The organism is Streptomyces sp. NBC_00885 (assembly GCF_045207475.1).
In the GTDB taxonomy this organism is placed as follows: domain Bacteria; phylum Actinomycetota; class Actinomycetes; order Streptomycetales; family Streptomycetaceae; genus Streptomyces.
Map to the genome: position 1 here is coordinate 4,547,347 of NZ_CP108796.1, position 25,388 is coordinate 4,572,734.

Sequence of the window (25,388 nt, forward strand, 5' to 3'; positions counted from 1 at the left end):
GCCGCCAGTCAATTGACGGGGGACGTCAACCGACACGCCGACATCGGCGTCCATTAGTCTCGTACGCATGGCCGACGCACCGTACAAGCTGATCCTCCTCCGCCACGGCGAGAGCGACTGGAACGCGAAGAACCTGTTCACCGGCTGGGTGGACGTCAACCTCACGGAGAAGGGCGAGAAGGAGGCAGTCCGCGGCGGTGAGCTGCTCAAGGACGCCGGCCTGCTCCCCGACGTACTGCACACCTCGCTCCAGAAGCGCGCCATCCGCACGGCGCAGCTGGCGCTGGAGTCCGCGGACCGCCACTGGATCCCGGTCCACCGCTCCTGGCGGTTGAACGAACGTCACTACGGCGCGCTGCAGGGTAAGGACAAGGCGCAGACCCTGGCCGAGTTCGGCGAGGAGCAGTTCATGCTCTGGCGCCGTTCGTACGACACCCCGCCGCCGGTCCTCGAGGACGGCACGGAGTTCTCGCAGAGCGACGACCCGCGCTACGCCTCGATCCCGAGCGAGCTGCGTCCGCGCACCGAGTGCCTCAAGGACGTCGTCGAGCGCATGCTGCCGTACTGGTACGACGGCATCGTCCCGGACCTCCTGGCGGGCCGCACCGTCCTGGTCGCCGCGCACGGCAACTCCCTGCGCGGCCTGGTCAAGCACCTCGACGGCATCTCCGACGCGGACATCACGGGCCTGAACATCCCGACCGGCATCCCGCTCTACTACGAGCTGGACGCCGACTTCCAGCCGCTCACCAAGGGCGGAAAGTACCTGGACCCGGACGCGGCCGCGGCGGCGATCGAGGCGGTCAAGAATCAGGGCAAGAAGTAGTAGTCCTTGTGATCATGCCCCTCACCTGCGCGTTTGGCGCAGATGAGGGGCTGTTGCCTTTCTGGGGCCGTCTGTGGGCCGTCAGTGCGGGTGATCTTCGGGCCTGAGGGCCCTGCCGCGAGCGTTCCTTGCGCGGTCCTGGCTGCTACGTATCAGTGCGCGTACACCTTCAGCGTGAGCCCCCGGATCGGAATGCCCCAGGTTGCTCCGCTCCGTCCGCAGCGGCAAGGACGCCCAGGATCACGAGGACAACCACGACGAGCAGGAGCAGAAGGGCCACGGAGGAGGGCGTGGGGTAGTTCCACAGGAAGAGGGTGAGGCCCCCGGCGCCGATGACGGCGCCTGTGGTCAGGGGCCGGTTCGTGCGCAGCCACTGTCCGACGGCACCTGTCGTCAACCCGGTCCGGGCGAGCGCGTGCCCGGCGGTTTCGGTACTTCGGGCCGCGGCTGAGCGCACGGCAACGGCACCGCGGCCTTGTCCGTACAGATACCCCGCGATCACAGTGAGCACGGCCGTGAGGAGCACTGTGAGGATGGCCTGCCGGAGGAACCTCACCAGGGTGTCGTAGACGGCTGCCGCGGCGTCCTGCGACTGGGCTACCGGAAGCACCGCATCCAGATAGATCTGGCGCATGACGGCGACTCCTACCAGCAGCCCGCACATCATGATGCTGATGCCGATGCCGACGGCCATCAGCGCGACCCGGCGTGAAGGTGCCGCCCAGATGCCCAGCCCGGCGAGCACAACCACCGCCAAGGGCAACCACGGGCCGACGACGCCGAGCCAGCGGGCAGCATCACGGGCCTCACTCAGATTGTCGTTCTGCACCAGCACGATCGACTTGTCGGCCCCGGGAATGTCTTCTGCCCCGACAAGCGTCACGCCGAGCAGTTGCTTCTGCACTTCCTCGATCACAGTTCCGACGTTCAGTGTGATGGTGTCGCCCTTGACCTCGAGCGCTCCGCCTCCCTCCCCGGTGAGCACATTCATCGCGGCGGTGTGCGCGCCACGGTGGATGCTGTCCCACGCCTTGGCAAAGGCGTCGCTCGTCACCACCCTCTCGACCGTGTAGCGCACGCCGGTCGTCAGTCCGCCCTTGAGCTCTTCATCCAGTGACCTGGCCGCGTCGACAAGCCAGCGGGGTGCATCATGGTCGGCCAGAGTGTCGGCGAGCGCGTCGGAGATCTTGCGAACGTCAATGTTTTCGACCAGACCGTCAGTGACACGATCAACCATCAGATCCTGGACGGCGGGGTCCCTGGCGAGAGGTGAGACGGTCTGCACATACCGATCAACATCGGTGACCTCGGAATTTATCCACGTGGCGACGACGCTGATGGGTGCGAGCAGAACAGCCAGCGTGAGAAGCAGGGAAGCTCCCCAGAGTCGCAGACGACGGTGTCGCGTGCCGAGAGTGCGCCGGAGTCGCTCGTACTCCGCTCGTTCGGCATCGTCCAACGGGCCGCTCGGCCTACCTCGGCCATGCTCCTCCGGGCCGGAGGCGGCGCGTGGGTCCACGGCGAACTCCCTCCGCCGCGGTCCTCGGCGCGCTACGGCGGTATGCGCCCTGCGGGGCGGAAGCTACAGAACCGGGCAGCTCCCTGTCTCTTCATCGTCGTTCATCCGCAACCGGCACGCAGCTTGCCCAGGCACTCGAGTTGCCCGGCCACCGGGGGCCGTCCGAGGACGACCGACAACGACCAACGACGACCGGCAGCGACCGCACAGCCGCAGGTCAGATGGGATGCGCGGCCCGCTGACCAGGGGCTAAGAACGGGCAAGAAGTAGTAACTTTGGTGATCATGCCCCTCACCTGCGCGTTCGGCGCAGATGAGGGGCTGTTGCCTTTCTGGGGCCGTCTGTGGGCCGTCAGTGCGGGTGATCTTGGGGCCTGAGCGCCCTACCGAGAGCCTTCCTTGCACGGTCCCGGCTGCTCGGCATCAGATGGGCGTACACCTTCAGGGTGAGCCCCGGATCGGAGTGCCCCAGGTACTCGCTGACGGCCTTGATGCAGCGTCCCTATCCGGCTGACCGGCTACTCGCCACGATTGAGGCGGGTTCCGTATTCATGGTCATGGACGGCGACGTAACAGCAGCCACCATCACACTCACGCCGGATGTAGAAGAGGGCCTGTGGACGGAACAGGAGTTGGGGGAGCCATCCCGTTTCGTCACCAAGCTGACCGTGGCCCGGACCCATGCCGGGCAGAACCTTGGCGGCCGGCTTCTCGACTGGGCAGGCGACAGGGCGTATCGAGATGCTGCGAAATGGCTGCGCCTTGACGCGTGGACGACGAACGAGGCGCTACAGCGGTACTACCTCCGGCAGGGGTTCACGCACGTGCGCACTGTCCGAGAGGGTGGTGCGGTGAACGGGGGGCCGCGCGTGTCCGGGTGGCTCGCGCAGCGCCCCGCTGCGCCGGCTGACCGCGGCTTCGAGGACGAAACCACCTGACATCAGTCCCTGACACCGGTGCGACGGCAAGGCTCGACGACATGTCGACCTCAACGATCCGGCTATGACCATGCCTCGGCAGACAGCTCGTACACGAAGCCTTGTAGGTCACTGAAATGCCCCTGCCGATTTTCGGTAGGGGCTTCTGCCATGCCCAGAGGCTGTGAGGAGTTACAGCCAGCCCAAGAGGGGCTACCGCAGAGCTTCCTCAAAACGGGAGCCACCGGACGGACGGATGAGCACACTTGACCCACGGTATCCGGCACGGCGTAGGGGGTTGGTCATGGCTGACTGGTGGGCCCGAGGCATCGCCATCGGCGGGGCCGCTGTTGCGGGGCTCAACATGTCGGTCTCCTACATGACCTACCGACGGATGCGACCCAGGGTTGAGGTAGTGCTGGAACACGCCGGTTTGGCGCTGGACGCTTCCGACCCGGACAACGATGACGTGGTCTTCAGCCTGCGTCTGCTGAACCGAAGCGCAACCAACGTCCAGGTTGAAGCGGTAGAGATGTGGGTCCAGCTGCCTTCCTTGGAGATCCCAGACTCTCGGACCCTTGTTGCGGCGGGACTGGGATGGGCCTCTGTCCATTGGCCCCCTTGCGGGGATCCCGCATGAGTTGCGCTGTAGCCGCCTGGGGCTGTGGGGAGTGAAGACGGCGCAGATCGTCGCCACCCTGGATACGGGCCGCAAGGTCCGCAGCAAGAGACTCACGCCGGGGCAGCTCCACCCGCCTGGCGGTCGGAGAAGCGGACGTTCTCAGTTCTGAGCAGGGCCGTCTGGGGGCCGTCCGAGGACGACCAGCAACGACCAACGACGACCACCAACGACCATTCAGCCGCAGGTCAGTCGGGGTGTACGGCTCTCTGACCAGGGACGAAAAATAGGCCGGTCAGACCCAGGGCAAGAAGTAGCGCCCAGGCACATATGAGCCCCCTGCCCGCGAGTTCCGCGGGCAGGGGGCTTGTCGCTGCCGTCCCCTTGAGCCGCAGGTGAAAGGGCCCCGTCCGCAAGGGAATTCGGAGCCCTTTCAACTGTACGTGCACGTACGTAACTCCACGCGCACGTAACAAATCACCTAGCCGCAGCAGCCGCCGCACTGGCACGGTCCGCCCGACTGGCAGCCGCAACCGCAGCCCGAGCCGCAGCCGCAGGCGCCGAGCACGGGCAGGAACACCACCTCGTCAGGGGTTTCCTGCTGAGGGTCGCTCGTGGGGGATGGGGTCATGGTCCCTCCTCATAGGCGTACGAGATGTGCCGCCACTGCCCATTGCATGCCCGCTCGCGCGGGCGCATCAACAGCGCGTGGAGGCATATCGCACCCCGCGGGGAACTACGCGCCCTCGACCTGCGTCGGCGGCTGGAGCTCGTCCGCGTGCTCGCCCGTCACCAGGTAGACGACCCGCTTGGCGACCGACACCGCGTGGTCCGCGAAGCGCTCGTAGTAGCGGCCGAGCAGCGTCACGTCCACGGCGGTCTCGATGCCGTGCTTCCAGCGGTCGTCCATCAGGTGCTGGAAGAGCGTGCGGTGCAGCAGGTCCATCTCGTCGTCGTCCGTCTCCAGCTGGAGCGCCAGGTCGACGTCCTTGGTGATGATGACCTCCGCCGCCTTGGCCATCAGCCGCTGCGCCAGCTGCCCCATCTCCAGGATGGTCGCGTGCAGGTCGTGCGGCACCGCGGAGTCGGGGAAGCGCAGCCGGGCCAGCTTGGCCACGTGCTGGGCCAGGTCGCCCGAGCGCTCCAGGTCCGCGCTCATCCGCAGCGAGGTCACCACGATCCGCAGATCCGTCGCGACCGGCTGCTGCCGCGCCAGCAGGGCGATCGCCCGTGCCTCCAGGTCGTGCTGCAGGTCGTCGACCTTCTGGTCGGCGGCGATCACGCTCTCGGCGAGCTTGAGATCGGCGTCGAGCATGGCCGTGGTGGCGCGCCCGATCGCCGACCCGACCAGCCGGGCCATCTCGACCAGGCCCTCGCCGATCGAGTCCAGTTCCTCGTGGTACGCGTCCCGCATGGGATGTCCCTCTCTTGATGCGACCGGGGTCCGGGTAGGTCAGGGGGTGTGTTTCGGACCCCCACGCTCCCACGGTCTGTCCGTTACGCGTCCGGAGCCTCCCCCGGAAGTGAATCAGCCCTATCCCCTTGGTGAACTCTGAGCGACGACTGTTCGAGGTGCCACCCGTTTGGCTGGGAGCATCTCCCCGGCCACGCATAACCTGGGTGCATGGACGTGAACGCGGCGGTCGCCGCAGCGGCAGCGATCGCCGGGTTGTGCACCGGTGTCATCGCCATGCTGGCGTTCCGCTGGAGCGAACGCGACCAGGCGCGACCCACCCGCACCTCCCTGCACACCGACGCCGTGCTGCCGCCCGGCGTCGACACGGTCCTGTCCGTGCTCCGCTCCTCCGCGGTCGTCCTCGACGAGAGCGACTCCGTCGTCAAGGCCAGCTCCGCGGCGTACGCCCTCGGTCTGGTGCGCGGCGGGAAACTCGCCGTCGAGCCGATGCTGCACATGGCCCGCGACACCCGCCGGGACGGCGAGATACGGCAGGTCGAACTGGATCTGCCCCGGCGCGGCACCGGCCGCGGCGAGGCCCTCGCCGTCTCCGCCCGGGTGGCCCCCCTCGGCTCCCGGCTCGTGCTGCTGCTCGTCGAGGACCTCACCGAGGCCCGCCGGATAGAAGCGGTGCGGCGCGACTTCGTCGCCAACGTCAGCCATGAGCTCAAGACCCCGGTCGGCGCGCTCTCCCTGCTCTCCGAGGCGGTCATGGGCGCCTCGGACGACCCCGAAGCGGTGGAACGCTTCGCCGGCCGCATGCAGATCGAGGCGACCCGGCTCACCAATCTCGTACAGGAGCTCATCGACCTCTCCAGGGTGCAGAACGACGACCCGCTGGAGGACGCCGAACCTGTACGTGTGGACGAACTGATCGCCGAAGCCATCGACCGCTCCCGGCATCCCGCGTCCACCAAGCAGATCACCATGGCCGTCGGGGGTACCTCCCAGGCCGAAGGCTCTGGGGGAGGTACCGCCGCCCTGCACATCTGGGGCAATCGCGGCCAGCTCGCCGCGGCACTCGGCAACCTCGTCGAGAACGCCGTCAACTACTCCCCGGCCCGCACCCGGGTCGGGATTTCCGCACGTCGCGTGTCCGCGCCCGGCGGCGATCTCATCGAGATCGCCGTCACCGACCAGGGCATCGGCATCTCCGAGAAGGACCGTGAGCGGGTCTTCGAGCGGTTCTACCGCGTCGACCCCGCCCGGTCCCGGGCCACCGGGGGCACCGGCCTGGGACTGGCTATCGTCAAACACGTGGCCGCCTCGCACGGCGGGGAGGTCACGGTGTGGAGCTCCGAGGGACAGGGCTCCACTTTCACCCTGCGGCTTCCCGAAGCGGGGGCCGTGCGGGACCGTTCATCCACCGGACCGGATCGCGTCGACGAGGACGACGACCGGCCTTACGACACCGATCCGAACAGCGAAATTCCTGCCCCGGAGGTCCTTCCGTGACCCGAGTGCTCGTCGTCGAGGATGAGGAATCATTCAGCGACGCCCTGTCCTACATGCTCCGCAAGGAGGGCTTCGAGGTCGCCATCGCGACCACGGGGCCCGAGGGTCTCGACGAGTTCGAGCGCAATGGCGCCGACCTCGTCCTCCTCGACCTGATGCTGCCCGGGCTGCCGGGCACCGAGGTGTGCCGCCAGCTGCGCGGCCGCTCGAATGTCCCGGTGATCATGGTGACCGCCAAGGACAGTGAGATCGACAAGGTCGTCGGGCTGGAAATAGGAGCCGACGACTACGTCACCAAGCCCTTCTCCTCGCGGGAGCTGGTCGCCCGCATCCGCGCGGTCCTGCGCCGCCGCGGCGAGCCGGAGGAGGTCACCCCCGCGGCCCTGGAGGCGGGCCCGGTCCGGATGGACGTGGACCGTCACGTCGTCACGGTCTCGGGCGGAAAGGTCGACCTCCCGCTGAAGGAGTTCGACCTGCTGGAGATGCTGCTGCGCAACGCGGGCCGGGTGCTGACCCGTATGCAGCTGATCGACCGGGTCTGGGGTGCGGACTACGTGGGCGACACCAAGACGCTGGACGTTCACGTCAAGCGCCTGCGCGCCAAGATCGAGCCCGACCCGGGTGCGCCGAGGTACCTGGTGACGGTGCGGGGCCTGGGCTACAAGTTCGAGCCGTAAACCGGCCCGCCGCCAGAAGGACCGGGTCCGGCGCCGCGCATGAGCCGTGGACAGGCGACTTCCGGCGACAACACGAGGGCGCCCCGCCAGAGAAGTTCTGGCGGGGCGCCCTCGTGTGTGTCAGTGGCCCGCGCTCTGGGATGCCGAGGCGGAGTCCGACGCGGTGTCCGGTTCGCCGGACTGGCCGTTGCCCGGCTCGCCCGCCTGGCCCGTGGCCGAACCCGACGGGGTGCCGGACGGCGTGCCGGTGGGCTCCGTCGAGGGCTTCTCCGACGGCTTCGGCAGCGTGCTCGGCCCGTACCCCTCGAAGTAGCTCTTCGCGGGGAGGACCAGCGCCTGCACGTTCACGTCGCCGGTCTCGCTGAAGCGGAAGACGACGTTCTGCACGCCTCCCGCGTTCTTCGACGCCTCCTCGCCCTTCTCGATCACAGCGGCCGCGTTACCCGCGCCGCCGACGATGATCGAGCCCTGCGCCGGAATCGTGATCGATCCCGAGCCCTTCGCGGCGGACAGCTTCACCGGAGCGCTCAGCCCCGGCAGCGTGATCGCGTCGAGCGTCTGCGGCTGAGAGCCGGTGTTGAAGAGCGTCGCGGAGACGACCGCCGGACCCTCCGCCTCCGCCTGCGGCTGGATGAGCACCGTCGCGTTCTGGATCTTGATGCTGTCGACCGTCGTCTCGGCATTGTCCGGCCGGACTTCAAGGGTCTGCGCGTTCATGCCGGCTCCGCAGGCGGAGAGCGCGGCGATCGAGAACACGATGGCGGTAGCGGCGAGGGCGCCGCGTCGAAGGCTGCGGCTCACGGCGGCGGCATCTCCTTGGACGTACGGACTGGCTACGGACAGGCTGTTGAACTGGCGTGGAAACCGGCATGCAGATCGCTAAGCCCGTGTCAGTTCGCGCTTAGGTTACCGAGCGCCCGCGCCCGCCCCGCACCCGACCCGCCCCTTCGCCGGCCGCCTCCGCCCGCCGCTCGGGACTCGCCGAGCACCGCAGTGCGATCCTGCCGATTCGTACGCCGCTCTTCGTACGCCGTTCACATAACCATGTTGATCAATTCCACGGCGGCCTCACATTCCTTACCGAATACGTTCCGGTGATCAATTCCGGATTCGGCGGCGCATCCGTCCGTACGGGTGACCGACCGCCGAACGGAGTACGGGAAGTTCACCGCTTGGAATCCGGCAAATCGGGACGTTCGGCCTCTCTGGAGGGGCTTGCGCCGGGTGTAACGTGCGCGTTTCGGTCCGCCCGCGCAGCCGCTCCGACCTGCGAATACCCCCTTCCGGAAGCCGCCCGCAGCACGTTCGTGTTGCTGTTGTCAAGCCCCGAGATATGCCCTGACCTGCGAAAACGCCATTCAGAAGAAGCCGTTTCCGTGTTACCCTGGATAGCCACGGAAGGGGTACCTGTCACATGACGTTCAAGGTTGGCGACACCGTGGTCTATCCCCATCACGGGGCCGCGCTGATCGAGGCCATCGAAACTCGCCAGATCAAAGGCGTGGACAAGACCTACTTGGTGCTGAAGGTCGCTCAGGGCGACCTGACGGTTCGCGTGCCGGCGGACAATGCGGAGTTCGTGGGCGTTCGCGATGTGGTCGGTCAGGACGGGCTCGACCGGGTCTTCGAGGTGCTGCGCGCACCGTATGCAGAAGAGCCGACGAACTGGTCCCGCCGCTACAAGGCAAATCTCGAGAAGCTCGCCTCCGGCGATGTCATCAAGGTCGCCGAAGTAGTGCGTGACCTGTGGCGTCGCGAGCGGGAGCGTGGGCTTTCCGCTGGTGAGAAGCGCATGCTCGCCAAGGCGCGCCAGATCCTGGTGAGCGAGCTCGCCCTCGCGGAGAACACCAACGAAGACAAGGCCGAGGCTCTGCTCGACGAGGTCCTCGCGTCCTGACGCACCGGCGTTGGAATCAATAAAGTGCCGCGGTGCCCGCTGACATGCTGTGATGACAGTCCTGTCGCCGGGCGCTGCGGCATGTTCGTCTGCGCCGGTGAATCGCCGCTCGTGAATCGCTCGTGTCGTGTATCGCTTCGTGTATCGCTCGTGAATCCCCACTCGCCGCACGCGCGGCACCCTGCCCCACTTGGTGTGCCGGGCCCGGGCGGCTGGCGCAGACCAGTTGTCACGGAAGGGTCCGGTCAAGGCGTCGCGCCCGGCACGCTGTGGCCATACCCATGTCGGCCAAGGAAACAAACCTGCCGGAGTGCAACCGATGTCTGACCAATCGCCCCCGTTCCGCACCGCAGCGGTGATCCCGGCGGCCGGCCGGGGCGTACGGCTCGGCCCGGGCGCCCCCAAAGCGCTCCGTACGCTGAACGGCACGCCCATGCTCATCCACGCCGTACGAGCCATGGCCGCATCCCGCGCCGTCTCGCTCGTCGTCGTGGTGGCCCCGCCCGACGGTGCCGCGGAAGTGAAGTCCCTCCTCGCCGACCATGCACTTCCGGACAGGACCGACTTCCTGGTCGTCCCCGGCGGTGACACCCGCCAGGAGTCCGTGAAGCTCGGCCTGGACGCCCTGCCGCCCGGCATCGACGCCGTGCTGGTCCACGACGCGGCCCGGCCGCTGGTGCCCGTCGACACGGTCGACGCGGTGATCGAGGCCGTACGCGACGGAGCTGTGGCCGTCGTGCCCGCGCTGCCCCTCGCCGACACCGTGAAGGAAGTCGAGCCCCGCACGGACGGCTCGCCCGAGCCGGTCCTCGCGACGCCCGAGCGGGCCAGGCTGCGTGCCGTGCAGACCCCGCAGGGCTTCGAGCGGGAGACCCTCGTGCGCGCCCACGAGACGGTGACCGACAACGTCACCGACGACGCGAGCATGGTCGAGCAGCTCGGCGAGCCCGTCGTGGTCGTACCCGGCCACGAGGAGGCGTTCAAGGTGACCCGCCCCCTCGATCTCGTACTCGCCGAGGCGGTTCTCGCCCGCAGGAGGGCCAACGATGGCTTCTAGTCCTGTCCCCCGGATCGGCGTCGGCACGGACGTGCACGCCTTCGAGGCGGGCCGCGAGCTGTGGTGCGCCGGACTGCTGTGGGAGGGCGAGGACGGCCTCGCCGGACACTCCGACGGCGACGTCGCCGCCCACGCCGCCTGCGACGCGCTCTTCTCGGCGGCCGGTGTCGGCGACCTCGGCGCCCACTTCGGCACCTCCCGGCCCGAGTGGTCCGGCGCCTCCGGCGTCACGCTGCTCGGCGAGGCGGCCCGGATCGTACGGGCCGAAGGCTTCGAGATCGGCAATGTCGCCATCCAGGTCATCGGCGTACGCCCGAAGATCGGCAAGCGGCGCGACGAAGCGCAGAAGACGCTCGGGGCGGCGGTCGGTGCGCCCGTTTCGGTATCGGGCACCACGACGGACGGGCTCGGTCTGACGGGACGGGCAGAAGGTCTTGCCGCGATCGCCACGGCACTGGTGTTCCGCGCGGACGGGTGAAATACCCGGCACGGACGGCGAGTTGTCGTCAGGAATCCCCGCCTCCGGCCCGCCTTCAGCCCGCCTCCGGCTCGTATCGGGCTCGGACAAAGTCACAAACATGTCCCCGCGTCCCACAAGGGGCGCGGGGCACTGGTACGGGGCCACTACCCTAGATGCGTGACCATTCGCCTGCACGACACCAGCGCCCGGCAGATCCGTGACTTCACCCCGCTCACGCCGGGCTGCGTCTCGATCTACCTGTGTGGCGCGACCGTGCAGGCCCCCCCGCACATCGGGCACGTCCGGTCGTATCTCAACTTCGACATCATGCGCCGCTGGTTCATGCACCGCGGCTACGAGGTCACGTTCGTGCGAAACGTGACCGACATCGACGACAAGATCATCTGGAAGTCGGCGGAACAGAACCGCCCCTGGTGGTCGATCGGATACGAGAACGAGCGCGCGTTCAACGACGGCTACGACGCCCTCGGCTGCCTGCCGCCCACCTACGAACCGCGCGCCACCGGCCACATCACCGAGATGGTCGAGATGATGCGTGGCCTCATCGAGCGCGGACACGCCTACGAGGCCGACGGCAACGTCTACTTCGACGTGCACTCCTTCCCCGGCTACCTTCAGCTGTCCAACCAGGACCTCGACGAGCTGCGCCAGCCGTCCGGCGAGGGCGAGACCGGCAAGCGCGACCAGCGCGACTTCGCCATGTGGAAGGCGGCCAAGCCCGGCGAGCCGAGCTGGGAGACCCCCTGGGGCCGCGGCCGGCCCGGCTGGCACCTGGAGTGCTCGGCGATGGCGCACAAGTACCTCGGCGAGGCCTTCGACATCCACGGCGGCGGGATCGACCTGATCTTCCCGCACCACGAGAACGAGATCGCCCAGGCCAAGGGCTTCGGCGACGAATTCGCCAGGTACTGGGTGCACAACGCCTGGGTGACGATCGCCGGCGAGAAGATGGCCAAGTCGCTCGGCAACTCGGTGCTCGTCTCCGAGATGGTCAAGCAGTGGCGTCCCATCGTGCTGCGCTACTACCTCGGTACGCCGCACTACCGCTCGATGATCGAGTACAGCGAGGAGGCCCTGCGCGAGGCCGAGTCAGCCTTCGCGCGGATCGAGGGCTTCATCCAGCGCGTGGCCGAGAAGGCGGGGGGAGTCGTCGAGCCCGCGCCCGAGGTGCCGCTCGCCTTCGCCGAGGCGATGGACGACGACCTGGGCGTCCCGCAGGCGCTCGCCATCGTCCACACCACGGTCCGCCAGGGCAACTCCGCACTGGCCGCCGACGACAAGGAAGCCGCCGTCGCCCGCCTCGCCGAGGTACGGGCCATGCTCGGCGTCCTCGGCCTGGACCCGCTCGACCCGCACTGGGCGGGCGAGGCCGACCGCGGCGAAGACCTCCACGGCGTCGTCGACACCCTGGTCCGGCTGGTGCTCCAGCAGCGCGAGGCGGCCCGGGGCCGCAAGGACTGGGCGACGGCCGACGCGATCCGCGACCAGCTGCAGCAGTCCGGGCTCGTCGTCGAGGACGGTCCTGACGGGCCGCGCTGGACGCTCGGACCGCGCTGACCGGCCACAATGTGCCGCCCGGGCTCCCGGGCGGCACACTTTCTTACGTACGTACGCATTCGAAAGCTTCAGGAAACAGGTAGTCATGGCCGGGAACAGCCAGCGCAGGAACCGCCGCACGTCCAACAAGAAGGGCGCTCAGGTCGGCAGCGGTGGCCAGCGACGCCGCGGACTCGAGGGAAAGGGCCCGACCCCGCCCGCGTCCGCCCGCAAGGGCCACAAGAAGAACCGCGTCGCCAACGCCCAGGCCAAGAAGACCGCCGCCCGCCGCCCCGTCGCCCGCCGTGGCGGCAAGGGCACCTCCGAGATGGTCGTCGGCCGTAACCCGGTCTTCGAGGCGCTGCGCGACGGCGTGCCCGCGACGACGCTGTACGTCCAGCAGTTCATCGACAACGACGAGCGGGTGCGCGAGGCGCTCCAGCTCGCCGGGCAGCGCGGCAACATCAACCTGATGGAAGCGCCGCGCCCCGAGCTCGACCGGATGACCAACGGCCTCAACCACCAGGGCCTCGTCCTTCAGGTCCCGCCGTACGAGTACGCGCACCCCGAGGACCTCGCGGCCGCCGCCTTCGACGAGGGCGAGGACCCGCTGATCGTCGCGCTCGACGGCGTGACCGACCCGCGCAACCTGGGCGCCGTCGTCCGCTCCGTCTCCGCGTTCGGCGGCCACGGCGTGGTCGTGCCCGAGCGCCGGGCCGCGGGCATGACGGCCGGCGCCTGGAAGACCTCCGCGGGCACGGCAGCCCGCACCCCGGTCGCGCGCGCGACCAACCTGACCCGCGCCCTGGAGTCGTACCAGAAGGCGGGCCTCACCGTTGTCGGCCTGGCTGCGGACGGCGACCACGAGGTCGGCGACCTCGAAGCGCTCGGCGGCCCGCTCGTCATCGTCGTCGGCAGCGAGGGCAAGGGCCTGTCCCGCCTGGTCGGCGAGACCTGCGACTACCTGGTCCGTATCCCGATGCCGGGCGGCGCGGAGTCGCTGAACGCGGGCGTCGCGGCGGGTGTGGTGCTGTACGAGGCGTCCAAGCGCCGAGTCTGATCCGGACGGACCCGGGGGCCCGGCAAGCCCCCGGGCGGAGCCTTCAGCCCGTCACGCCCGCCAGCCTTGCGCGGCTGAGGACCACGATGGTGAACGCGTCCGTGATCCGGCCGTCGCCCACCATCTCCTCCGCCTGTGCGCAGGACACGGTGAGCGTGCTCCGTATGCCCTCTCCCAGGGCAAGCGCGCCGATCGCGTCGATCCGGGCCGCGTAGAGCAGCACACGGTCGCCCACCGCGCCCGAGTCCGGGTGGACCGCACCCAGCGGGATCAGCTCACGGACATCCGCGCCGATCTCCTCGCGCAGCTCCTTCGCGGCGTTCTGCTCACCGGTCAGCCCCGGCGTCCCGAAACCGCGTGGCACCTCCCACAGCCACGAGCGCGTGGCGTGCCGGAAGTGCTCGACCAGCACCACCTCGCCGTCGAGCAGCGGAAGCACCACACAGCCCGGCTCCTCGGTGGTGCCGATCGAGCGGATGTACGTACCGGTCCTGCCGTCCGGGAATCTGACCGGATCACGGAGGACCATCACATACGGGTCCTCGTACACCACCCCTCCCGCCGCCGCGACCGCCTCCGGATCGCTCAGGATCTCGATGCCGCCGGGCAGATTGACGAAGAGCTCGGGGCGCTCGGTGCGCAGCCGGTCGTACGTGTTCATGCGGGTCCTTCTACGGGGCGTCGGGGATCTGCTGGTCGGCCTGGTTCCTGCGCGGCAGGGCGTCGATCTCCGTGATCCGCTCGCCGTACGCGCCGAGCAGCGCTTCCCAGTCCCGCTTCACACTGCCCAGCCTGAGCGTGGGAAATGTCACGCTGTGCCCGAGCCCGCTGCGCAGAGCGCTGCCCCCGTCCGTGAACACCAGCCGGACGACCAGGGCGCCGAGGCCCGCGCTCGCCAGCTGGACCGAGCCCGAAAGCAACGACACTCCGTCACCCGCGAGCTGGAGCGAGAGGCCGGCCGACTCGAGTACGAGGGCCATCCCGATCTCGCGCTGGAAACCCTTCCCCGAGCGGCCGATCTTCCGCGCCTTGCGCAGCATCTTCGCGTGCAGCTCGGCGATTTCGGTGGTCGCGCCCGTGAACGCGTCGGAATCGGGGACACGTCCGTGGGCGAAGCCACCCCGCACGAAACCGTTGAGCGCGTCGATGTAGGCGCGCCACTCCTCCTCGCGGCGCAGCATGGTGATGTCGGAAAGGCCGAGATCCGCATAGGAGTTGGGCCCGTCCACGGCCCGGTGCAGGACGTCGGCGAAGACGTCGCGCAGCAGTCTGCCGAGCGCCTCCGGGTCGGCCACGGGCGACCGCTCGGCCTCACCGAGCTCCTGCAGGGCGCTGCGCGCCGGCGAATCGGGCGGGGTCAGCGCGATCAGACCGCTGGCCTTGGGCACACCCACGCTGTACAGCAGGTCGATCAGTTGCTTCGCGGGGAGTACGTCCTCCCCCTCCCGGTACAGCTGCTCGTACGGCTCGGACCCTGGACGGCAGAGGAACTGCTGGTAGACGGCATTGCGGGTGATGTCCTTGTCCGGGTCCTGCTCGCCCGCCCAGTCGTAGATGTCCTTGAGGATTCCCTCGCGCAGCGCCCTGGCGCGCTCCTGCGAGATGCCTAAGTCCTTGGCGAGCTGCGGGATCTTCAGGCGGCGCAGCGTGGACAGGCTCGTGGAGAAGTAGTTGCTGACCTTGCCGGTCTCTTCCCTGTTGGTGTCGTCGTCCCAGTCGAAGCGGACGCAGGCGGGCTCCGCCTCGTCGGCGAGCAGGCGGCGCCACGACTGCTGTACGTGCTTGTCCTTGCTCCAGGCGGACTCCTCGCCCGGATCCCGTTCCCGGTAGAGGTAGGGCACCAGGGCGCGGTCGTTGAGCAGCCGGACGAAGGCCTCGCGCTCGGCGGGTTCGATGCCGGGGCGGTAGTTGCGGTAGAGGGCTTCGTTGTTGAGGAGATACGCGCGATTGATCACGAGCGTCCCGCTGTTGACGAGCGAGCGGCGCAGTTCGGCGGAGGCGGCGGCAACGGCCTTGGGAGTGCTGCCCTTTGTGGCGTGGGGGCGCTGCTGAGCAGCGGCGAGATCCGGTGGCAGCCACTGGTTGTCCAGGGCTTGCGCCATCACGGGATAGTCGGTGAGGTCCCCGAAGGTCAGTTGATTGCTTGGCCGTGCGGACTCGGCGCGGTCGGTCACTGATGATCTCCCTCTGAGGCGACGGACTCACATTCTTGTGCCAACTGCGGTGATCGTCATACGAATTGGCGCATGGGCCACGAACGGGCCACGCCGACTGTAATGATCTTGACGGAGTGGACCTTGACGGGTCTCGGACAGATAGGGCCCTTCGGGGCAGTGTCCTAAAGACAGGTCACTCGGTTAGATGAGTGTGGACACCAGAACGCCCCGGCCCGGGTTCGATGATCAGCCTGCGCTGAGCATGGTCAAGGTGGACTGCGATCCCGCGCAGGTCATCGTGAACCACGCCAGCTTCAGGGTGCGGCTCGCCCAGAGCCCGCGCCCCGCACGGATCCCCGTCGCCGGCGCCGCGGTGCGGCGGCGGGCGCCCGTCGTGTGGAGCGGCAGGTCGGCGCCGGGGGACGTCGGCGCGACCGGTCTGCTCCAAGCCGTGCGCAACTCCACCGCGGAGCGCGACGCCTTCGGCGCCGACGCCTTCGACAGGGGCGCGCTCGACTCCGGAGGCTACGACTCCGGCGGCTTCGACGGCGGAGCGTACGACACCGGCGCGACGCAGGTCATCCCGCGGCTCGACCTCGCCGCCGGCCGAGCAACTGAGAGCGCGCACACGCCCGTCGTGGGCGGACCCGGGTCCGGAGGCTCCGGCAGGCCGCTGCTGCCCCCGATGCGGAAGGCCGTCGGCGCCTACGACTCGTACGACTCCTACCACCCCTACGGCCAGGAGCCGTACGAGGACGAGGAGTTCGAGACCGGCAGGGGCGGCGAGAACTCCGTACAACGGCACGGCGCAGACGCCGTGCGGCACGCGTACTACCCCGGGCGGCGCATGAACCTCGGCGTGGTGCTGCTGCCCATGCGGGTGTTCCTCGGCTTCATCTCCATCTACGCCGGAATGGGCAAGCTCTGCGACCCCGTCTACTTCGACGGCGGCGAACGCGGCTCGATGGTGAAGTGGCTCCACTCCCTCAACCCGTGGGGACTCGCCGAACCGCTGCGTGACTTCGCCCTGTCCCACCCCGTCGGGGCGGGTCTCACCGTCGCCTTCCTCCAGGTCGTCGTCGGCGTCCTGACCGTGCTGGGACTCTGGCAGAGGGTCGCGGCGGTCTTCGGCGCGCTGCTGTCGGCTGCGCTGATCCTCACCGTGAGCTGGAAGACCGTTCCGGCGTACGACGCGCCCGACATCATCTACCTCGCCGCCTGGTCCCCGCTGATCATCGCGGGCGCCCCGGTCTACTCCGTCGACGGACGGCTCGCCGGAGAGGCCTGGCGCAAGCTGGGGCCGCGCTCCGAACTGTGGGAACTGCGCCGGCGCGTCCTGCGACGCGGCACCGTCGTCGCCTCCGTCGTGGTCGGCCTCACCCTGCTGATCGGCTCCGTGCTCGGCGGGGCGGTGCGCTCCTCCGACATGGTGACCGTGCCGGGGCCGGGCCAGGACCCGACCAACCACCTTCCCGGATCCCCGCTGCCGCAGGAACCCACCGGCGAGCGCAGCTCCTCCGGCACCCGCGGCGACGACGGCACGCCGTCACCGTCCGAGAGCAGCACCCCCAGGGCCGAGAAGGCGACCCCCTCCAAGGAGGCGGTCCGCGAGACCGGCACGATCGGCGACCGGCCGAGCCAGACGCAGGGCACGGGACAGCAGCCGCCCGGACAGTCCGAGCCCGTGGAGCCGCCGTCCAGCAGCTCCGGGCCCTCGTCCAGCGGCGGCACCGGCACCGGCAGCGGAGGAGGCTCCGGCGGCGGGGACGGCTCCGGTGGGAGCAGTGGCAGCGGCGGCACCTCCGGAGGCTCCGGCACTTCCGGCACCTCGGGCGGCTCGGGCGGCGGCCGGGTGATCGGCGGACTGCTCGGTTGAGTCCGCGTACGACGAAAGGGGCGGCCACCGTGACCACGGTGGCCGCCCCTTCGGTGTGGATCCCTCAACGCGACTGCGCGGCAAGCTCCTTGGCGGCCTCGGTCAGGTCCTTGGCGGTGTCGATCGCCCGCCAGTACGCGCCCTGAGGCAGCGGGAAACCCGCCAGACGGCGATCACGCGCGAGACGGGGGAAGGTGGTGCGCTCATGGTCGCCCTTGTCGGGCAGCAGCTCTGTGAAGGCCGCGGAGAAGACGTACACGCCCGCGTTGATGAGATACGGCGACGGCGGGGACTCGACGAAGTCCGTGATGTGCCCGAAGGTGTCCGTCTCGACCGCTCCCCAGGGAATCCGGGGGCGGGCGAGTGCGAGCGTGGCGATCGCGTCCCGCTCGCCGTGGAAGGCGGCCATCTCGCGCAGCGAGAAGCGGGTCCAGATGTCGCCGTTGGTGGCGTACCAGGGCTGGTCCGGATGCGGGAGACGGGCGGCGGCGTACTTGAGGCCACCGCCCCGGCCCAGCGGCTCCGTCTCGACGACCGTGGTCACCCGCAGCGGCAGATCGGCGCTCTCCAGCCACTTCTGGAGAACCTCGGCGAGATGACCGCAGGAGACGACGGCGTCGGTGACGCCCTCGGCGGCGAGCCAGGCAAGCTGATGGCCGATGATCGGGGTCCCGGTCCCCGGGATCTCGACCATCGGCTTGGGGCGGTCATCGGTGTACGGGCGCAGCCGCGAGCCCTGGCCGCCCGCCAGGACCACGGCCTGCGTCGGATACGTAGGCGTATGCATGCCGTGAACGATATGCGGCGAGGAGCGAGGAGGTGTCACACCCCTCGCCCCCGCGCTCACCTCCCCTGGGTCTGCTGGGAGACGCCGCTCGCGAAGGAGGTGTCGCACACGGGGCGGGAGAAGGTCTGCGCGCGCGTGGGGCCGTACTTCTCGACGGCGGCGCGGCCGAGCGCGCGGGCGAGCGACATGCAGTGCCGGGCGAGCGAGGGGCGCTCCTCGACCGTGCGCTGCAGGCGGGTGAGGGCGGAGTTCGCGCCCTTCTCCTGAAGCTCGGTGAGGAGGCGGTCGCGCAGAATGTCCTGCGGAGCGCGCGGCTTGGCGCGTACGGAGACGTTCTCCGAGGACGCGGTGAGCATCTGCGACTCGGTGTTGTGCCCTGCCCACGGGACGCTGGTGACCGCGAGGGTTCCGGAAAGCACCAGGACGACGGGCAGAACGAGAGCGAGAGTGCGGCCGATTCGGCGGGCTGTGTGGGTCACGCGAGCGAGCGTAGCGGTCAGTAATGATTTGGCGACATTTAGTCACTCGGGCGGGGGATGGTTCGAAGCTGCTTTTCGAATCCGGCGTTGACGTACGGGCTCGAAAAGGTCCTGGAATCGCCGATGTGTCAGGGTGTGCTGGTGTGTGCCGGGGTATTTGTCGACATACGCAGAATGGCCCCGCACCGAAATGCGGGGCCGTTCTGCCGAGTTGGGCTCTGCCGAGGCGGCAGGGGATCAGTCGCTGAGACGCTCACCCGTCGAGGTCGAGAACACGTGGATCTCACCCGGGCGCGGCACGACATGCAGCTCGGCACCCTTGTCCGGCACGGAACGCCCGCCGACCCGCACGACGAGGTCCTTGTGCTCGCCGCCGACCTGGGCGGAGCCGTAGACATAACCGTCGGCGCCGAGTTCCTCGACGACGTTCACGGACACGGCGAGACCGGCCGGGGCGTCCTCGGTGTCCTTCGAAAGGGACTTGGCCGCCGAGCCGCCCAGCTCGACCACGTCGAAGTGCTCGGGACGGACGCCGACCGTGACCGTACGGTCGCCCTTGTCCGCGGCGGCGGACAGCGCCTCACGCGAGACCGGGACGACGCTGTTGCCGAACTTCACACCGCCGTCGGTGATCGGGACCTCGACGAGGTTCATGGCCGGGGAGCCGATGAAGCCGGCGACGAAGAGGTTGGCCGGGCGGTCGTACATGCTGCGCGGCGAGTCGACCTGCTGCAGCAGACCGTCCTTGAGGACCGCGACACGGTCACCCATGGTCATGGCCTCGACCTGGTCGTGCGTGACGTACACCGTGGTGATGCCCAGGCGGCGCTGCAGGCTGGCGATCTGCGTACGCGTCGAGACACGCAGCTTGGCGTCGAGGTTCGACAGCGGCTCGTCCATGAGGAAGACCTGCGGCTCACGCACGATGGCCCGCCCCATGGCGACACGCTGCCGCTGACCACCGGAGAGCGCCTTGGGCTTGCGGTCGAGGTAGTCGGAGAGGTCGAGGATCTTCGCGGCCTCTTCGACCTTCTTGCGGATGTCGCTCTTGTTGACGCCGGCGATCTTGAGGGCGAAGCCCATGTTGTCGGCGACGGACATGTGCGGGTAGAGCGCGTAGTTCTGGAACACCATGGCGATGTCCCGGTCCTTGGGCGGCAGGTGCGTGACGTCGCGGTCGCCGATGCGGATGGATCCGGCGTTGACGTCCTCGAGACCGGCGAGCATGCGCAGGGAGGTCGACTTCCCGCAGCCGGAGGGACCGACCAGGACGAGGAATTCGCCGTCCTGCGTCTCGATCTCGAGCTGATCGACGGCGGGCTTCTCGGTGCCCGGATAGATCCGGGTCGCCTTGTCGAACGTGACTGTGGCCATGGTGATGTTCTCCTTCACCGGCAGGAACGTGCCGGACGATCCGAGTAAGGGAGTGGTGTAGTCCACCTGTGGTGAACCTTCCGTGACGCTACCTGGCGTTGTCCGATCTGTCAGTAGCGGGACGGTGAGGAAATTTTCGACCGGGAGCGGTGACCGGTCCGGTTAGACTGCTCGAACGCGCCTCCTTAGCTCAGCTGGCCAGAGCAACGCACTTGTAATGCGTAGGTCGTCGGTTCGAATCCGACAGGGGGCTCTCCTGTGCACGCCGGCCCGGACCCGTCAGGTCCGGGCCACTCGTCCTTCCCGCAAGCGGCGCATCATGGGCCCGCTCGGGCTGCGTGACACCCGCAACAGTTTCACGCCCGACATACAGCCGCCCGTACTGCACGCCTTCACCGCCGAACGCGGCCTGTACGAGGAGTCCACCTTCTGGAACCCCTCGTGGACCACGGCCCCCGGCGCGGTCGTGACCACCCATATCTGCGACCTGGCCCGCTCTGCCCAGGCCATCGGCTCCGGTGAGCTGCTGTCCCGGAGCGCCTTCCGGGAGCAGCTGGATCCGGGCACGGTCGGCCTGGGCGGACCCACGGCCACCTGTCCTGCGACCGTCTGCCTCGTGAACACCGAGGCCACGCACTACGGACTCGCCGTTCTGGTCCTGAACGGCTGGATCGTGCAGACCCCGTCGTTCTCCGGATACGCCGCCGTCCAGGCTTATCTCCCCGCCGAGCGGCTGGCCATCGCGGTCGCGACGACCAAGGGCGAAAGCACCCCGAACGGCAACACCGCCGAGACGATCACGAACGGGATCGCCGCGGAGCTCGCGCCCGGCCACTCGGTGCCGTTCAGCGAGGTACCCCTCGCACGGTCCAGCCGCCCTGAAAGCCGGGGCAAGGCTCAGGGGACCTCTTAGTGGCGGCCCGCGACGCGGTCCGCCAGCTGGGCGATGCGGTCCGTCTGTGCCGAGTGGGCCGTTGATTCGCGGCGGTCCGCGGTGCGGTAGGCCGCGTACATCGTCTGGACGCCCAGCCAGCGCAGGGGTTCCGGTTCCCATTTGCGGACCTTGTGGTTGACCCAGGGCAGCGTGGTGAGGTCGGTGCCGCCCGACTGGCCCGAGTCCTGTTGGATCAGGTCGCGCAGGGTACGGGCCGCGAGGTTGGTGGTGGCCACGCCCGAGCCGACGTAGCCGCCTGCCCAGCCGAGGCCGGTGGAGCGGTCCAGGGTGACGGTGGCGCACCAGTCGCGGGGGACGCCGAGGACGCCGGACCAGGCGTGGTCGATGCGGACGCCCGCGGTGGTGGGGAAGAAGCGGACCAGGATGTCGCGGAGGGCTTCGACGGTGGCGGGCTGGGTGCGGCCGTCGTTGTCGGTGCGGGAGCCGTAGCGGTAGGGGACGCCGCGGCCGCCGAGGGCGATGCGGTTGTCGGCGGTGCGCTGGGCGTACATGTAGGCGTGGGCCATGTCGCCGAGGGTTTCGCGGCCGTCCCAGCCGATGGTGTCCCAGACGGACTGGGGGAGCGGCTCGGTGGCGATCATGGAGGAGTTCATGGGGAGCCAGGAGCGCTTGTGGCCCTTGAGGTTGGCGGTGAAGCCCTCGGTGCAGCGCAGGATGTAGGGGGCGCGGACCGTGCCGTAGGGGGTCACCGCGTGCTTGGGCTTGATTTCGGTGACGGGCGTCGATTCGTGGATCGTGACGCCCAGGGCTTCGACGGCCTCCGCGAGGCCCTTGACCAGCTTGACCGGGTGCAGGCGGGCGCCGTGCGGGGTCCAGGTGGAGGCCACGGCGCCGGTGACGCGGATGCGGTCGGCTGTTTCGCGGGCGCCGAGCAGGACGCGGTCCTTCTCGCCGAAGGCGATCTCGACGGCGTGGAAGTTCTTGAGGCGGGCCAACTGGGCAGGGGTGTGGGCGACTTCGAGTACCCCGCCCTTGTGGATGTCGGCGTCGATGTTCTCTTCGGCCGCGACGCGGATGACTTCGTCGACGGTGTCGTTCATGGCCTGCTGGAGGCGGACGGCGGCGTCGTGGCCGTGGAGTCTGGCGTACCGGTCGCGGCCGGCGATGCCGTTGTAGAGCCAGCCGCCGTTGCGGCCGGAGGCGCCGTAGCCGCAGAACTTGGCTTCGAGGACGGTGATGTTCAGGAAGGGGACGGCTTTTTTGAGGTAGTAGGCCGTCCACAGGCCGGTGTAGCCGCCGCCGACGATGCAGACGTCTGCTGTGGCGTCGCCGGGGAGGGGCTCCCGGGGGACGGGGGTGCCTTCCTGTGCGTACCAGAACGATATGCCGCCGTTGACGGTATTCGTACTGCTCGTGCTCATGATGCCCCTGCTGCTCAGCGTGAGTGCGTGTGGCGGGAGGGTACTCGCCCGCCATTTCATCGTCGTACGCGGGACCGGTCGCCGCACGGGCAGGGGTTCCGCCCGCGCGCGGGGAGCAGGCGCCGGGAGCGGGTCCATTGCCCAGAACGGCTGGCACGGTGGAGGGGCGGGCGGGCAGGCTGGCTTCATGATTCGTATCGCCGAACCGGCCGACATCCCTGAGATTCACCGTATGGTCCGCGAACTCGCCGAGTACGACAAAGCCTTGGATGCGGCCCGCGCAAGCGAGGAGCAGCTGGCCGAGGCGCTGTTCGGGGAACGGCCCGCCGCTTTCGCGCACATCGCGGAGACGGACGAGGGGGAGGTGGCGGGCTTCGCGCTGTGGTTCCTCAGCTTCTCGACGTGGACCGGCGTGAGCGGTGTCTATCTGGAGGATCTGTACGTGCGTCCGGCGCTGCGCGGTGCCGGCCACGGCAAGGCGCTGCTGACGGAGCTGGCACGGATCTGTGTGGAGCGCGGGTATCAGCGCCTGGAGTGGGCCGTACTGAACTGGAACACCCCGTCGATCAACTTCTACCGCTCCCTGGGCGCGAAGCCGCAGGACGAGTGGACGGTGTACCGGCTGACCGACGAGGCGCTGCCCTCGTTGGGCTCGTAGGCGATCGCGAGGCTCGGGACCAGGGACCCCGTCGTGCCCCCCTGCCTCCCGAGTGTCAGACGCGGGGGAAACGGGCCTGGATGTCCCACACCACGGGGTTGTCGGCGAGGCCCTCGTGCATGTCGGACAGGTCCGCGATCAGGTCGTGCAGAAAGTCGCGGGCTTCGCGGCGCAGCTCGCCGTGGTTGAAGGTGAGCGGCGGCTCGTCGCCGGGCATCCAGTCTGCCTCCACGTCCACCCAGCCGAAGCGCCGCTCGAAGAGCATGCGGTCGGCCGACTCGGTGAAGTCGAGCTCGGCGTGCTGCGGTGTGGCGGCGCGGCTGCCGCGGGGGTCGCGGTCGAGCTGCTCGACGATGTCGCACAGGGCCCAGGCGAAGTCGAGGACCGGCACCCATCCCCAGGCTGTGGAGACCTCGCGGTCCTCCTTGGTGTCGGCGAGGTAGACGTCGCCGCAGAAGAGGTCGTGCCGCAGGGCCTGGACGTCCGCGCGGCGGTAGTCCGTCTGCGGGGGGTCGGGGAAGCGGCGGGAGAGGGAGTAGCCGATGTCGAGCACGGGTCGATGGTGTCACGGGCCGCGCGGGGTCACTGCCGCGCGGCCCGTGAGCGGCGTCTACTTCACGTTGACCGCTGCCCAGGCGGCCGCGACCGCCGTGTACTCCGCGCTGCCCGCGCCGTACAGGTCGCTCGTCGCCTGCAGGGTCGCGGCGCGCGCGCCCGCGTAGTTGGTCGAGGAGGTCATGTACGTGGAGAGCGCCTTGTACCAGATCTTGTACGCCTTGACCCGGCCGATCCCGGTGACGGTGGAGCCGTCGTAGGTCGGGGAGTCGTAGCTGACGCCGTTGATCGTCTTGGCGCCGCTGCCCTCGGAGAGCAGGTAGAAGAAGTGGTTCGCGGGGCCGGAGGAGTAGTGCACGTCGAGCCGGCCGACGGTCCGTGACCAGTAGTCGGCGGAGTTGCCGTCGCGGCTCGGCTTGTCCATGTAGCGCAGCGGGGTGCCGTTGCCGCGAATGTCGATCTTCTCGCCGATGAGGTAGTCGCCGGCGTCCGTGGCGTTGGCCGCGTAGAACTCGACCGAGGTGCCGAAGATGTCGGAGGTGGCCTCGTTGAGGCCGCCGGACTCCTTGTTGTAGCGCAGGCCCGCGGTGGAGGCGGTCAGGCCGTGGCTCATCTCGTGGCCGGCCACGTCGAGCGAGGTGAGCGGCTTGAGATTGGCGGCGCCGTCGCCGTACGTCATGCAGAAGCACTGGTCGGACCAGAAGGCGTTGACGTAGGCGTTGCCGTAGTGGACGCGGGAGTAGGCGGCGACGCCGTCGCCCCTGATGCCGTTGCGGGACAGCTCGTTCTTGTAGAAGTCCCAGGTCACAGCGGCGCCGTAGTGGGCGTCGACGGCCGCGGTCTGGCGGTTGGCGGCGGCCCCGTCGCCCCAGGTGTCGTCGGGGTCGCTGAAGAGGGTGCCGGTGCCGTTGGTGGCGCCGTTCAGGTCGTACGTCTTGTGGCCGCCGCGGCCGGTGTCGGTCAGCGTGTACGAGGGCGCGGTGCCGAGGGTGACGGTGCCGCTGTACTGGCTGTGGCCGGTGCCGGTCTCGATGGCCTCGTACGCGTACAGCTCCTTGCCGGTCGCAGCGTCCGTGAGGACGTGGCGCTCGCTCGGGGTGCCGTCCTGCTGGACGCCGGTGACGACGGTCTCCCAGGCGAGGGCGGGCCTGCCGGTGGCGGCCCAGATCACCTTGCGGGCGGACGAGGCGGTCTCGGACTTCGCGTCGGAGGAGGCGAGGGCGGACTTCTTGGCGCCCGCCACGGATATGGCGGGGGCCGTACTGGCCACGGCTATCTTGGCGTTGGTGGCCTTGGTGGCGGTACGGGCGCCGGACTTCTTCTCATGGACGACGAGGTCGCCGCCGACGACGGGGAGAGAGTCGTAGGTGCGCTCGTAGCGTGTGTGCACGGTGCCGTCGGTGTCCCTGACGACGTCGCGGACGACGAGTTTCTCCTTGCTCCCGAGCCCGATGGCTCTGGCGGTGGTGGCCGCGTCTGCCTGGGCGTCCTTGAGCGCGGCGGTGCGCTGTGCGGCGGACAGTACGAGAGCGGTCGCGCCCTCTTCGCGGTCGGCCTCGGCGCTGGCCGAGCCGCTGGTGAGCGCGACGGCGACCATGGCGGCCGAGGCGATCAGCGCGGCGGTGCGTGCGGTTCGCGCACGCGTGCGGGAGGGGGCGGTGTGGTGCGAGGACTGCATGCGGGTCACG

Annotated in this window: 24 protein-coding genes, 1 tRNA gene and 1 pseudogene; 13 read left to right on the forward strand and 13 right to left on the reverse strand. The window is 69.1% G+C overall.

Annotated elements, in window-relative coordinates:
• Nucleotides 1-67 precede the first annotated feature (67 nt).
• A complete protein-coding gene (locus OHA61_RS20680; RefSeq protein WP_266481131.1) occupies nucleotides 68-826 on the forward strand; it encodes a phosphoglyceromutase in 759 nt (252 codons plus the stop codon).
• 169 nt (nucleotides 827-995) lie between these two features.
• Here OHA61_RS20680 and OHA61_RS20685 read toward each other — a convergent pair whose 3' ends face one another.
• Together OHA61_RS20685 and OHA61_RS20690 are read right to left on the reverse strand one after the other, a co-directional pair.
• A complete protein-coding gene (locus tag OHA61_RS20685; RefSeq protein WP_406304263.1) occupies nucleotides 996-2,285 on the reverse strand; it encodes a hypothetical protein in 1,290 nt (429 codons plus the stop codon).
• A gap of 411 nt (nucleotides 2,286-2,696) precedes the next feature.
• Nucleotides 2,697-2,846: pseudogene (locus tag OHA61_RS20690) on the reverse strand (site-specific integrase); the annotation flags it as partial.
• On the opposite strand from OHA61_RS20690, the gene OHA61_RS20695 reads away from it, so the two are divergent.
• Nucleotides 2,836-3,282 (forward strand): GNAT family N-acetyltransferase, encoded by a 447-nt coding sequence (locus OHA61_RS20695; protein WP_406304264.1) that lies wholly within the window; start codon nucleotides 2,836-2,838, stop codon nucleotides 3,280-3,282. The pseudogene OHA61_RS20690 and the gene OHA61_RS20695 overlap by 11 nt on opposite strands.
• A 1,079-nt stretch (nucleotides 3,283-4,361) precedes the next feature.
• Here OHA61_RS20695 and OHA61_RS20700 read toward each other — a convergent pair.
• Both OHA61_RS20700 and phoU read right to left on the reverse strand, forming a co-directional pair.
• The gene (locus OHA61_RS20700) at nucleotides 4,362-4,511 is read right to left on the reverse strand and encodes a hypothetical protein (protein ID WP_361905660.1); all 150 of its coding nucleotides are present in this window, start codon (nucleotides 4,509-4,511) and stop codon (nucleotides 4,362-4,364) included.
• 105 nt (nucleotides 4,512-4,616) lie between these two features.
• Nucleotides 4,617-5,294, reverse strand: coding sequence for a phosphate signaling complex protein PhoU (phoU, locus tag OHA61_RS20705; RefSeq protein WP_324989004.1), 678 nt, complete (start codon nucleotides 5,292-5,294; stop codon nucleotides 4,617-4,619).
• A 210-nt stretch (nucleotides 5,295-5,504) separates the two neighbouring features.
• Between phoU and OHA61_RS20710 the strand changes: the two genes are divergently transcribed.
• Nucleotides 5,505-6,791: a sensor histidine kinase gene (locus tag OHA61_RS20710; RefSeq protein WP_406304265.1), complete on the forward strand. Its 1,287-nt coding sequence runs from the start codon at nucleotides 5,505-5,507 to the stop codon at nucleotides 6,789-6,791.
• A complete protein-coding gene (locus OHA61_RS20715) occupies nucleotides 6,788-7,468 on the forward strand; it encodes a response regulator transcription factor (RefSeq protein WP_142217884.1) in 681 nt (226 codons plus the stop codon). The genes OHA61_RS20710 and OHA61_RS20715 overlap by 4 nt, the downstream gene beginning before the upstream one ends.
• 120 nt (nucleotides 7,469-7,588) lie before the next feature.
• Here the strand turns inward: OHA61_RS20715 and OHA61_RS20720 are convergent, their stop codons facing one another.
• The gene (locus OHA61_RS20720; RefSeq protein WP_406304266.1) at nucleotides 7,589-8,269 is read right to left on the reverse strand and encodes a DUF461 domain-containing protein; all 681 of its coding nucleotides are present in this window, start codon (nucleotides 8,267-8,269) and stop codon (nucleotides 7,589-7,591) included.
• A 613-nt stretch (nucleotides 8,270-8,882) separates the two neighbouring features.
• On the opposite strand from OHA61_RS20720, the gene OHA61_RS20725 reads away from it, so the two are divergent.
• From OHA61_RS20725 to rlmB, 5 genes are all read left to right on the forward strand, one after another.
• Entirely contained in the window at nucleotides 8,883-9,365 is a 483-nt protein-coding gene (locus OHA61_RS20725; RefSeq protein ID WP_003953493.1) for a CarD family transcriptional regulator, read from the forward strand.
• 319 nt (nucleotides 9,366-9,684) lie between these two features.
• Entirely contained in the window at nucleotides 9,685-10,422 is a 738-nt protein-coding gene (gene ispD, locus OHA61_RS20730; RefSeq protein ID WP_361905667.1) for a 2-C-methyl-D-erythritol 4-phosphate cytidylyltransferase, read from the forward strand.
• Nucleotides 10,412-10,900, forward strand: coding sequence for a 2-C-methyl-D-erythritol 2,4-cyclodiphosphate synthase (gene ispF / locus OHA61_RS20735; protein ID WP_406304267.1), 489 nt, complete (start codon nucleotides 10,412-10,414; stop codon nucleotides 10,898-10,900). The genes ispD and ispF overlap by 11 nt, the downstream gene beginning before the upstream one ends.
• A 159-nt stretch (nucleotides 10,901-11,059) precedes the next feature.
• Nucleotides 11,060-12,460: a cysteine--tRNA ligase gene (gene cysS / locus OHA61_RS20740; protein WP_406304268.1), complete on the forward strand. Its 1,401-nt coding sequence runs from the start codon at nucleotides 11,060-11,062 to the stop codon at nucleotides 12,458-12,460.
• A gap of 85 nt (nucleotides 12,461-12,545) precedes the next feature.
• Nucleotides 12,546-13,499: a 23S rRNA (guanosine(2251)-2'-O)-methyltransferase RlmB gene (gene rlmB / locus OHA61_RS20745; protein WP_406304269.1), complete on the forward strand. Its 954-nt coding sequence runs from the start codon at nucleotides 12,546-12,548 to the stop codon at nucleotides 13,497-13,499.
• 43 nt (nucleotides 13,500-13,542) lie between these two features.
• Here the strand turns inward: rlmB and OHA61_RS20750 are convergent, their stop codons facing one another.
• On the reverse strand, nucleotides 13,543-14,160 hold the full coding sequence (locus OHA61_RS20750; protein WP_406304270.1) for an NUDIX hydrolase: 618 nt from the start codon (nucleotides 14,158-14,160) through the stop codon (nucleotides 13,543-13,545).
• Between the two features lie 10 nt (nucleotides 14,161-14,170).
• The gene (locus OHA61_RS20755; protein ID WP_406304271.1) at nucleotides 14,171-15,673 is read right to left on the reverse strand and encodes a hypothetical protein; all 1,503 of its coding nucleotides are present in this window, start codon (nucleotides 15,671-15,673) and stop codon (nucleotides 14,171-14,173) included.
• A gap of 187 nt (nucleotides 15,674-15,860) precedes the next feature.
• Here OHA61_RS20755 and OHA61_RS20760 point away from each other — a divergent pair, with 187 nt between their 5' ends.
• Nucleotides 15,861-17,531, forward strand: a complete 1,671-nt coding sequence (locus tag OHA61_RS20760; protein WP_406304272.1) for a DoxX family membrane protein — start codon at nucleotides 15,861-15,863, stop codon at nucleotides 17,529-17,531.
• A 64-nt stretch (nucleotides 17,532-17,595) separates the two neighbouring features.
• On the opposite strand, the gene OHA61_RS20765 is transcribed toward OHA61_RS20760, so the two are convergent.
• From OHA61_RS20765 to OHA61_RS20775, 3 genes are all read right to left on the reverse strand, one after another.
• Nucleotides 17,596-18,318 carry an NDP-sugar synthase gene (locus tag OHA61_RS20765; RefSeq protein ID WP_406304273.1) on the reverse strand — a complete coding sequence of 241 codons (723 nt, stop codon included), beginning with the start codon at nucleotides 18,316-18,318 and terminating at the stop codon, nucleotides 17,596-17,598.
• A gap of 56 nt (nucleotides 18,319-18,374) precedes the next feature.
• Nucleotides 18,375-18,797, reverse strand: coding sequence for a hypothetical protein (locus OHA61_RS20770; protein ID WP_324971418.1), 423 nt, complete (start codon nucleotides 18,795-18,797; stop codon nucleotides 18,375-18,377).
• A gap of 237 nt (nucleotides 18,798-19,034) precedes the next feature.
• Nucleotides 19,035-20,171, reverse strand: coding sequence for an ABC transporter ATP-binding protein (locus OHA61_RS20775; protein ID WP_406307406.1), 1,137 nt, complete (start codon nucleotides 20,169-20,171; stop codon nucleotides 19,035-19,037).
• Nucleotides 20,172-20,350: 179 nt separating this feature from the next.
• On the opposite strand from OHA61_RS20775, the gene OHA61_RS20780 reads away from it, so the two are divergent.
• Nucleotides 20,351-20,424: transfer RNA gene (locus OHA61_RS20780), tRNA-Thr, on the forward strand.
• A gap of 66 nt (nucleotides 20,425-20,490) precedes the next feature.
• Nucleotides 20,491-21,084 (forward strand): hypothetical protein, encoded by a 594-nt coding sequence (locus OHA61_RS20785; protein ID WP_406304274.1) that lies wholly within the window; start codon nucleotides 20,491-20,493, stop codon nucleotides 21,082-21,084.
• On the opposite strand, the gene OHA61_RS20790 is transcribed toward OHA61_RS20785, so the two are convergent.
• Nucleotides 21,081-22,487 carry an NAD(P)/FAD-dependent oxidoreductase gene (locus OHA61_RS20790; protein WP_406304275.1) on the reverse strand — a complete coding sequence of 469 codons (1,407 nt, stop codon included), beginning with the start codon at nucleotides 22,485-22,487 and terminating at the stop codon, nucleotides 21,081-21,083. The genes OHA61_RS20785 and OHA61_RS20790 overlap by 4 nt on opposite strands.
• 187 nt (nucleotides 22,488-22,674) lie before the next feature.
• Between OHA61_RS20790 and OHA61_RS20795 the strand changes: the two genes are divergently transcribed.
• Nucleotides 22,675-23,145, forward strand: a complete 471-nt coding sequence (locus OHA61_RS20795) for a GNAT family N-acetyltransferase (RefSeq protein ID WP_406304276.1) — start codon at nucleotides 22,675-22,677, stop codon at nucleotides 23,143-23,145.
• A 55-nt stretch (nucleotides 23,146-23,200) separates the two neighbouring features.
• Here OHA61_RS20795 and OHA61_RS20800 read toward each other — a convergent pair whose 3' ends face one another.
• Both OHA61_RS20800 and OHA61_RS20805 read right to left on the reverse strand, forming a co-directional pair.
• Nucleotides 23,201-23,698, reverse strand: coding sequence for a hypothetical protein (locus OHA61_RS20800; RefSeq protein WP_389370460.1), 498 nt, complete (start codon nucleotides 23,696-23,698; stop codon nucleotides 23,201-23,203).
• A gap of 57 nt (nucleotides 23,699-23,755) precedes the next feature.
• On the reverse strand, nucleotides 23,756-25,378 hold the full coding sequence (locus OHA61_RS20805) for a M4 family metallopeptidase (RefSeq protein WP_406307407.1): 1,623 nt from the start codon (nucleotides 25,376-25,378) through the stop codon (nucleotides 23,756-23,758).
• Between the last annotated feature and the right edge of the window lie 10 nt (nucleotides 25,379-25,388).

Coding starts and splice junctions, on each gene's coding strand:
- OHA61_RS20680 (WP_266481131.1), top strand. CDS start 68: ATGGCCGACGCACCGTACAAGCTGATCCTCCTCCGCCACGGCGAGAGC.
- OHA61_RS20695 (WP_406304264.1), top strand. CDS start 2,836: ATGCAGCGTCCCTATCCGGCTGACCGGCTACTCGCCACGATTGAGGCG.
- OHA61_RS20700 (WP_361905660.1), bottom strand. CDS start 4,511: ATGACCCCATCCCCCACGAGCGACCCTCAGCAGGAAACCCCTGACGAG.
- phoU (WP_324989004.1), bottom strand. CDS start 5,294: ATGCGGGACGCGTACCACGAGGAACTGGACTCGATCGGCGAGGGCCTG.
- OHA61_RS20710 (WP_406304265.1), top strand. CDS start 5,505: ATGGACGTGAACGCGGCGGTCGCCGCAGCGGCAGCGATCGCCGGGTTG.
- OHA61_RS20725 (WP_003953493.1), top strand. CDS start 8,883: ATGACGTTCAAGGTTGGCGACACCGTGGTCTATCCCCATCACGGGGCC.
- ispD (WP_361905667.1), top strand. CDS start 9,685: ATGTCTGACCAATCGCCCCCGTTCCGCACCGCAGCGGTGATCCCGGCG.
- ispF (WP_406304267.1), top strand. CDS start 10,412: ATGGCTTCTAGTCCTGTCCCCCGGATCGGCGTCGGCACGGACGTGCAC.
- rlmB (WP_406304269.1), top strand. CDS start 12,546: ATGGCCGGGAACAGCCAGCGCAGGAACCGCCGCACGTCCAACAAGAAG.
- OHA61_RS20750 (WP_406304270.1), bottom strand. CDS start 14,160: ATGAACACGTACGACCGGCTGCGCACCGAGCGCCCCGAGCTCTTCGTC.
- OHA61_RS20760 (WP_406304272.1), top strand. CDS start 15,861: ATGAGTGTGGACACCAGAACGCCCCGGCCCGGGTTCGATGATCAGCCT.
- OHA61_RS20765 (WP_406304273.1), bottom strand. CDS start 18,318: ATGCATACGCCTACGTATCCGACGCAGGCCGTGGTCCTGGCGGGCGGC.
- OHA61_RS20775 (WP_406307406.1), bottom strand. CDS start 20,171: ATGGCCACAGTCACGTTCGACAAGGCGACCCGGATCTATCCGGGCACC.
- OHA61_RS20785 (WP_406304274.1), top strand. CDS start 20,491: ATGGGCCCGCTCGGGCTGCGTGACACCCGCAACAGTTTCACGCCCGAC.
- OHA61_RS20790 (WP_406304275.1), bottom strand. CDS start 22,487: ATGAGCACGAGCAGTACGAATACCGTCAACGGCGGCATATCGTTCTGG.
- OHA61_RS20795 (WP_406304276.1), top strand. CDS start 22,675: ATGATTCGTATCGCCGAACCGGCCGACATCCCTGAGATTCACCGTATG.
- OHA61_RS20805 (WP_406307407.1), bottom strand. CDS start 25,378: ATGCAGTCCTCGCACCACACCGCCCCCTCCCGCACGCGTGCGCGAACC.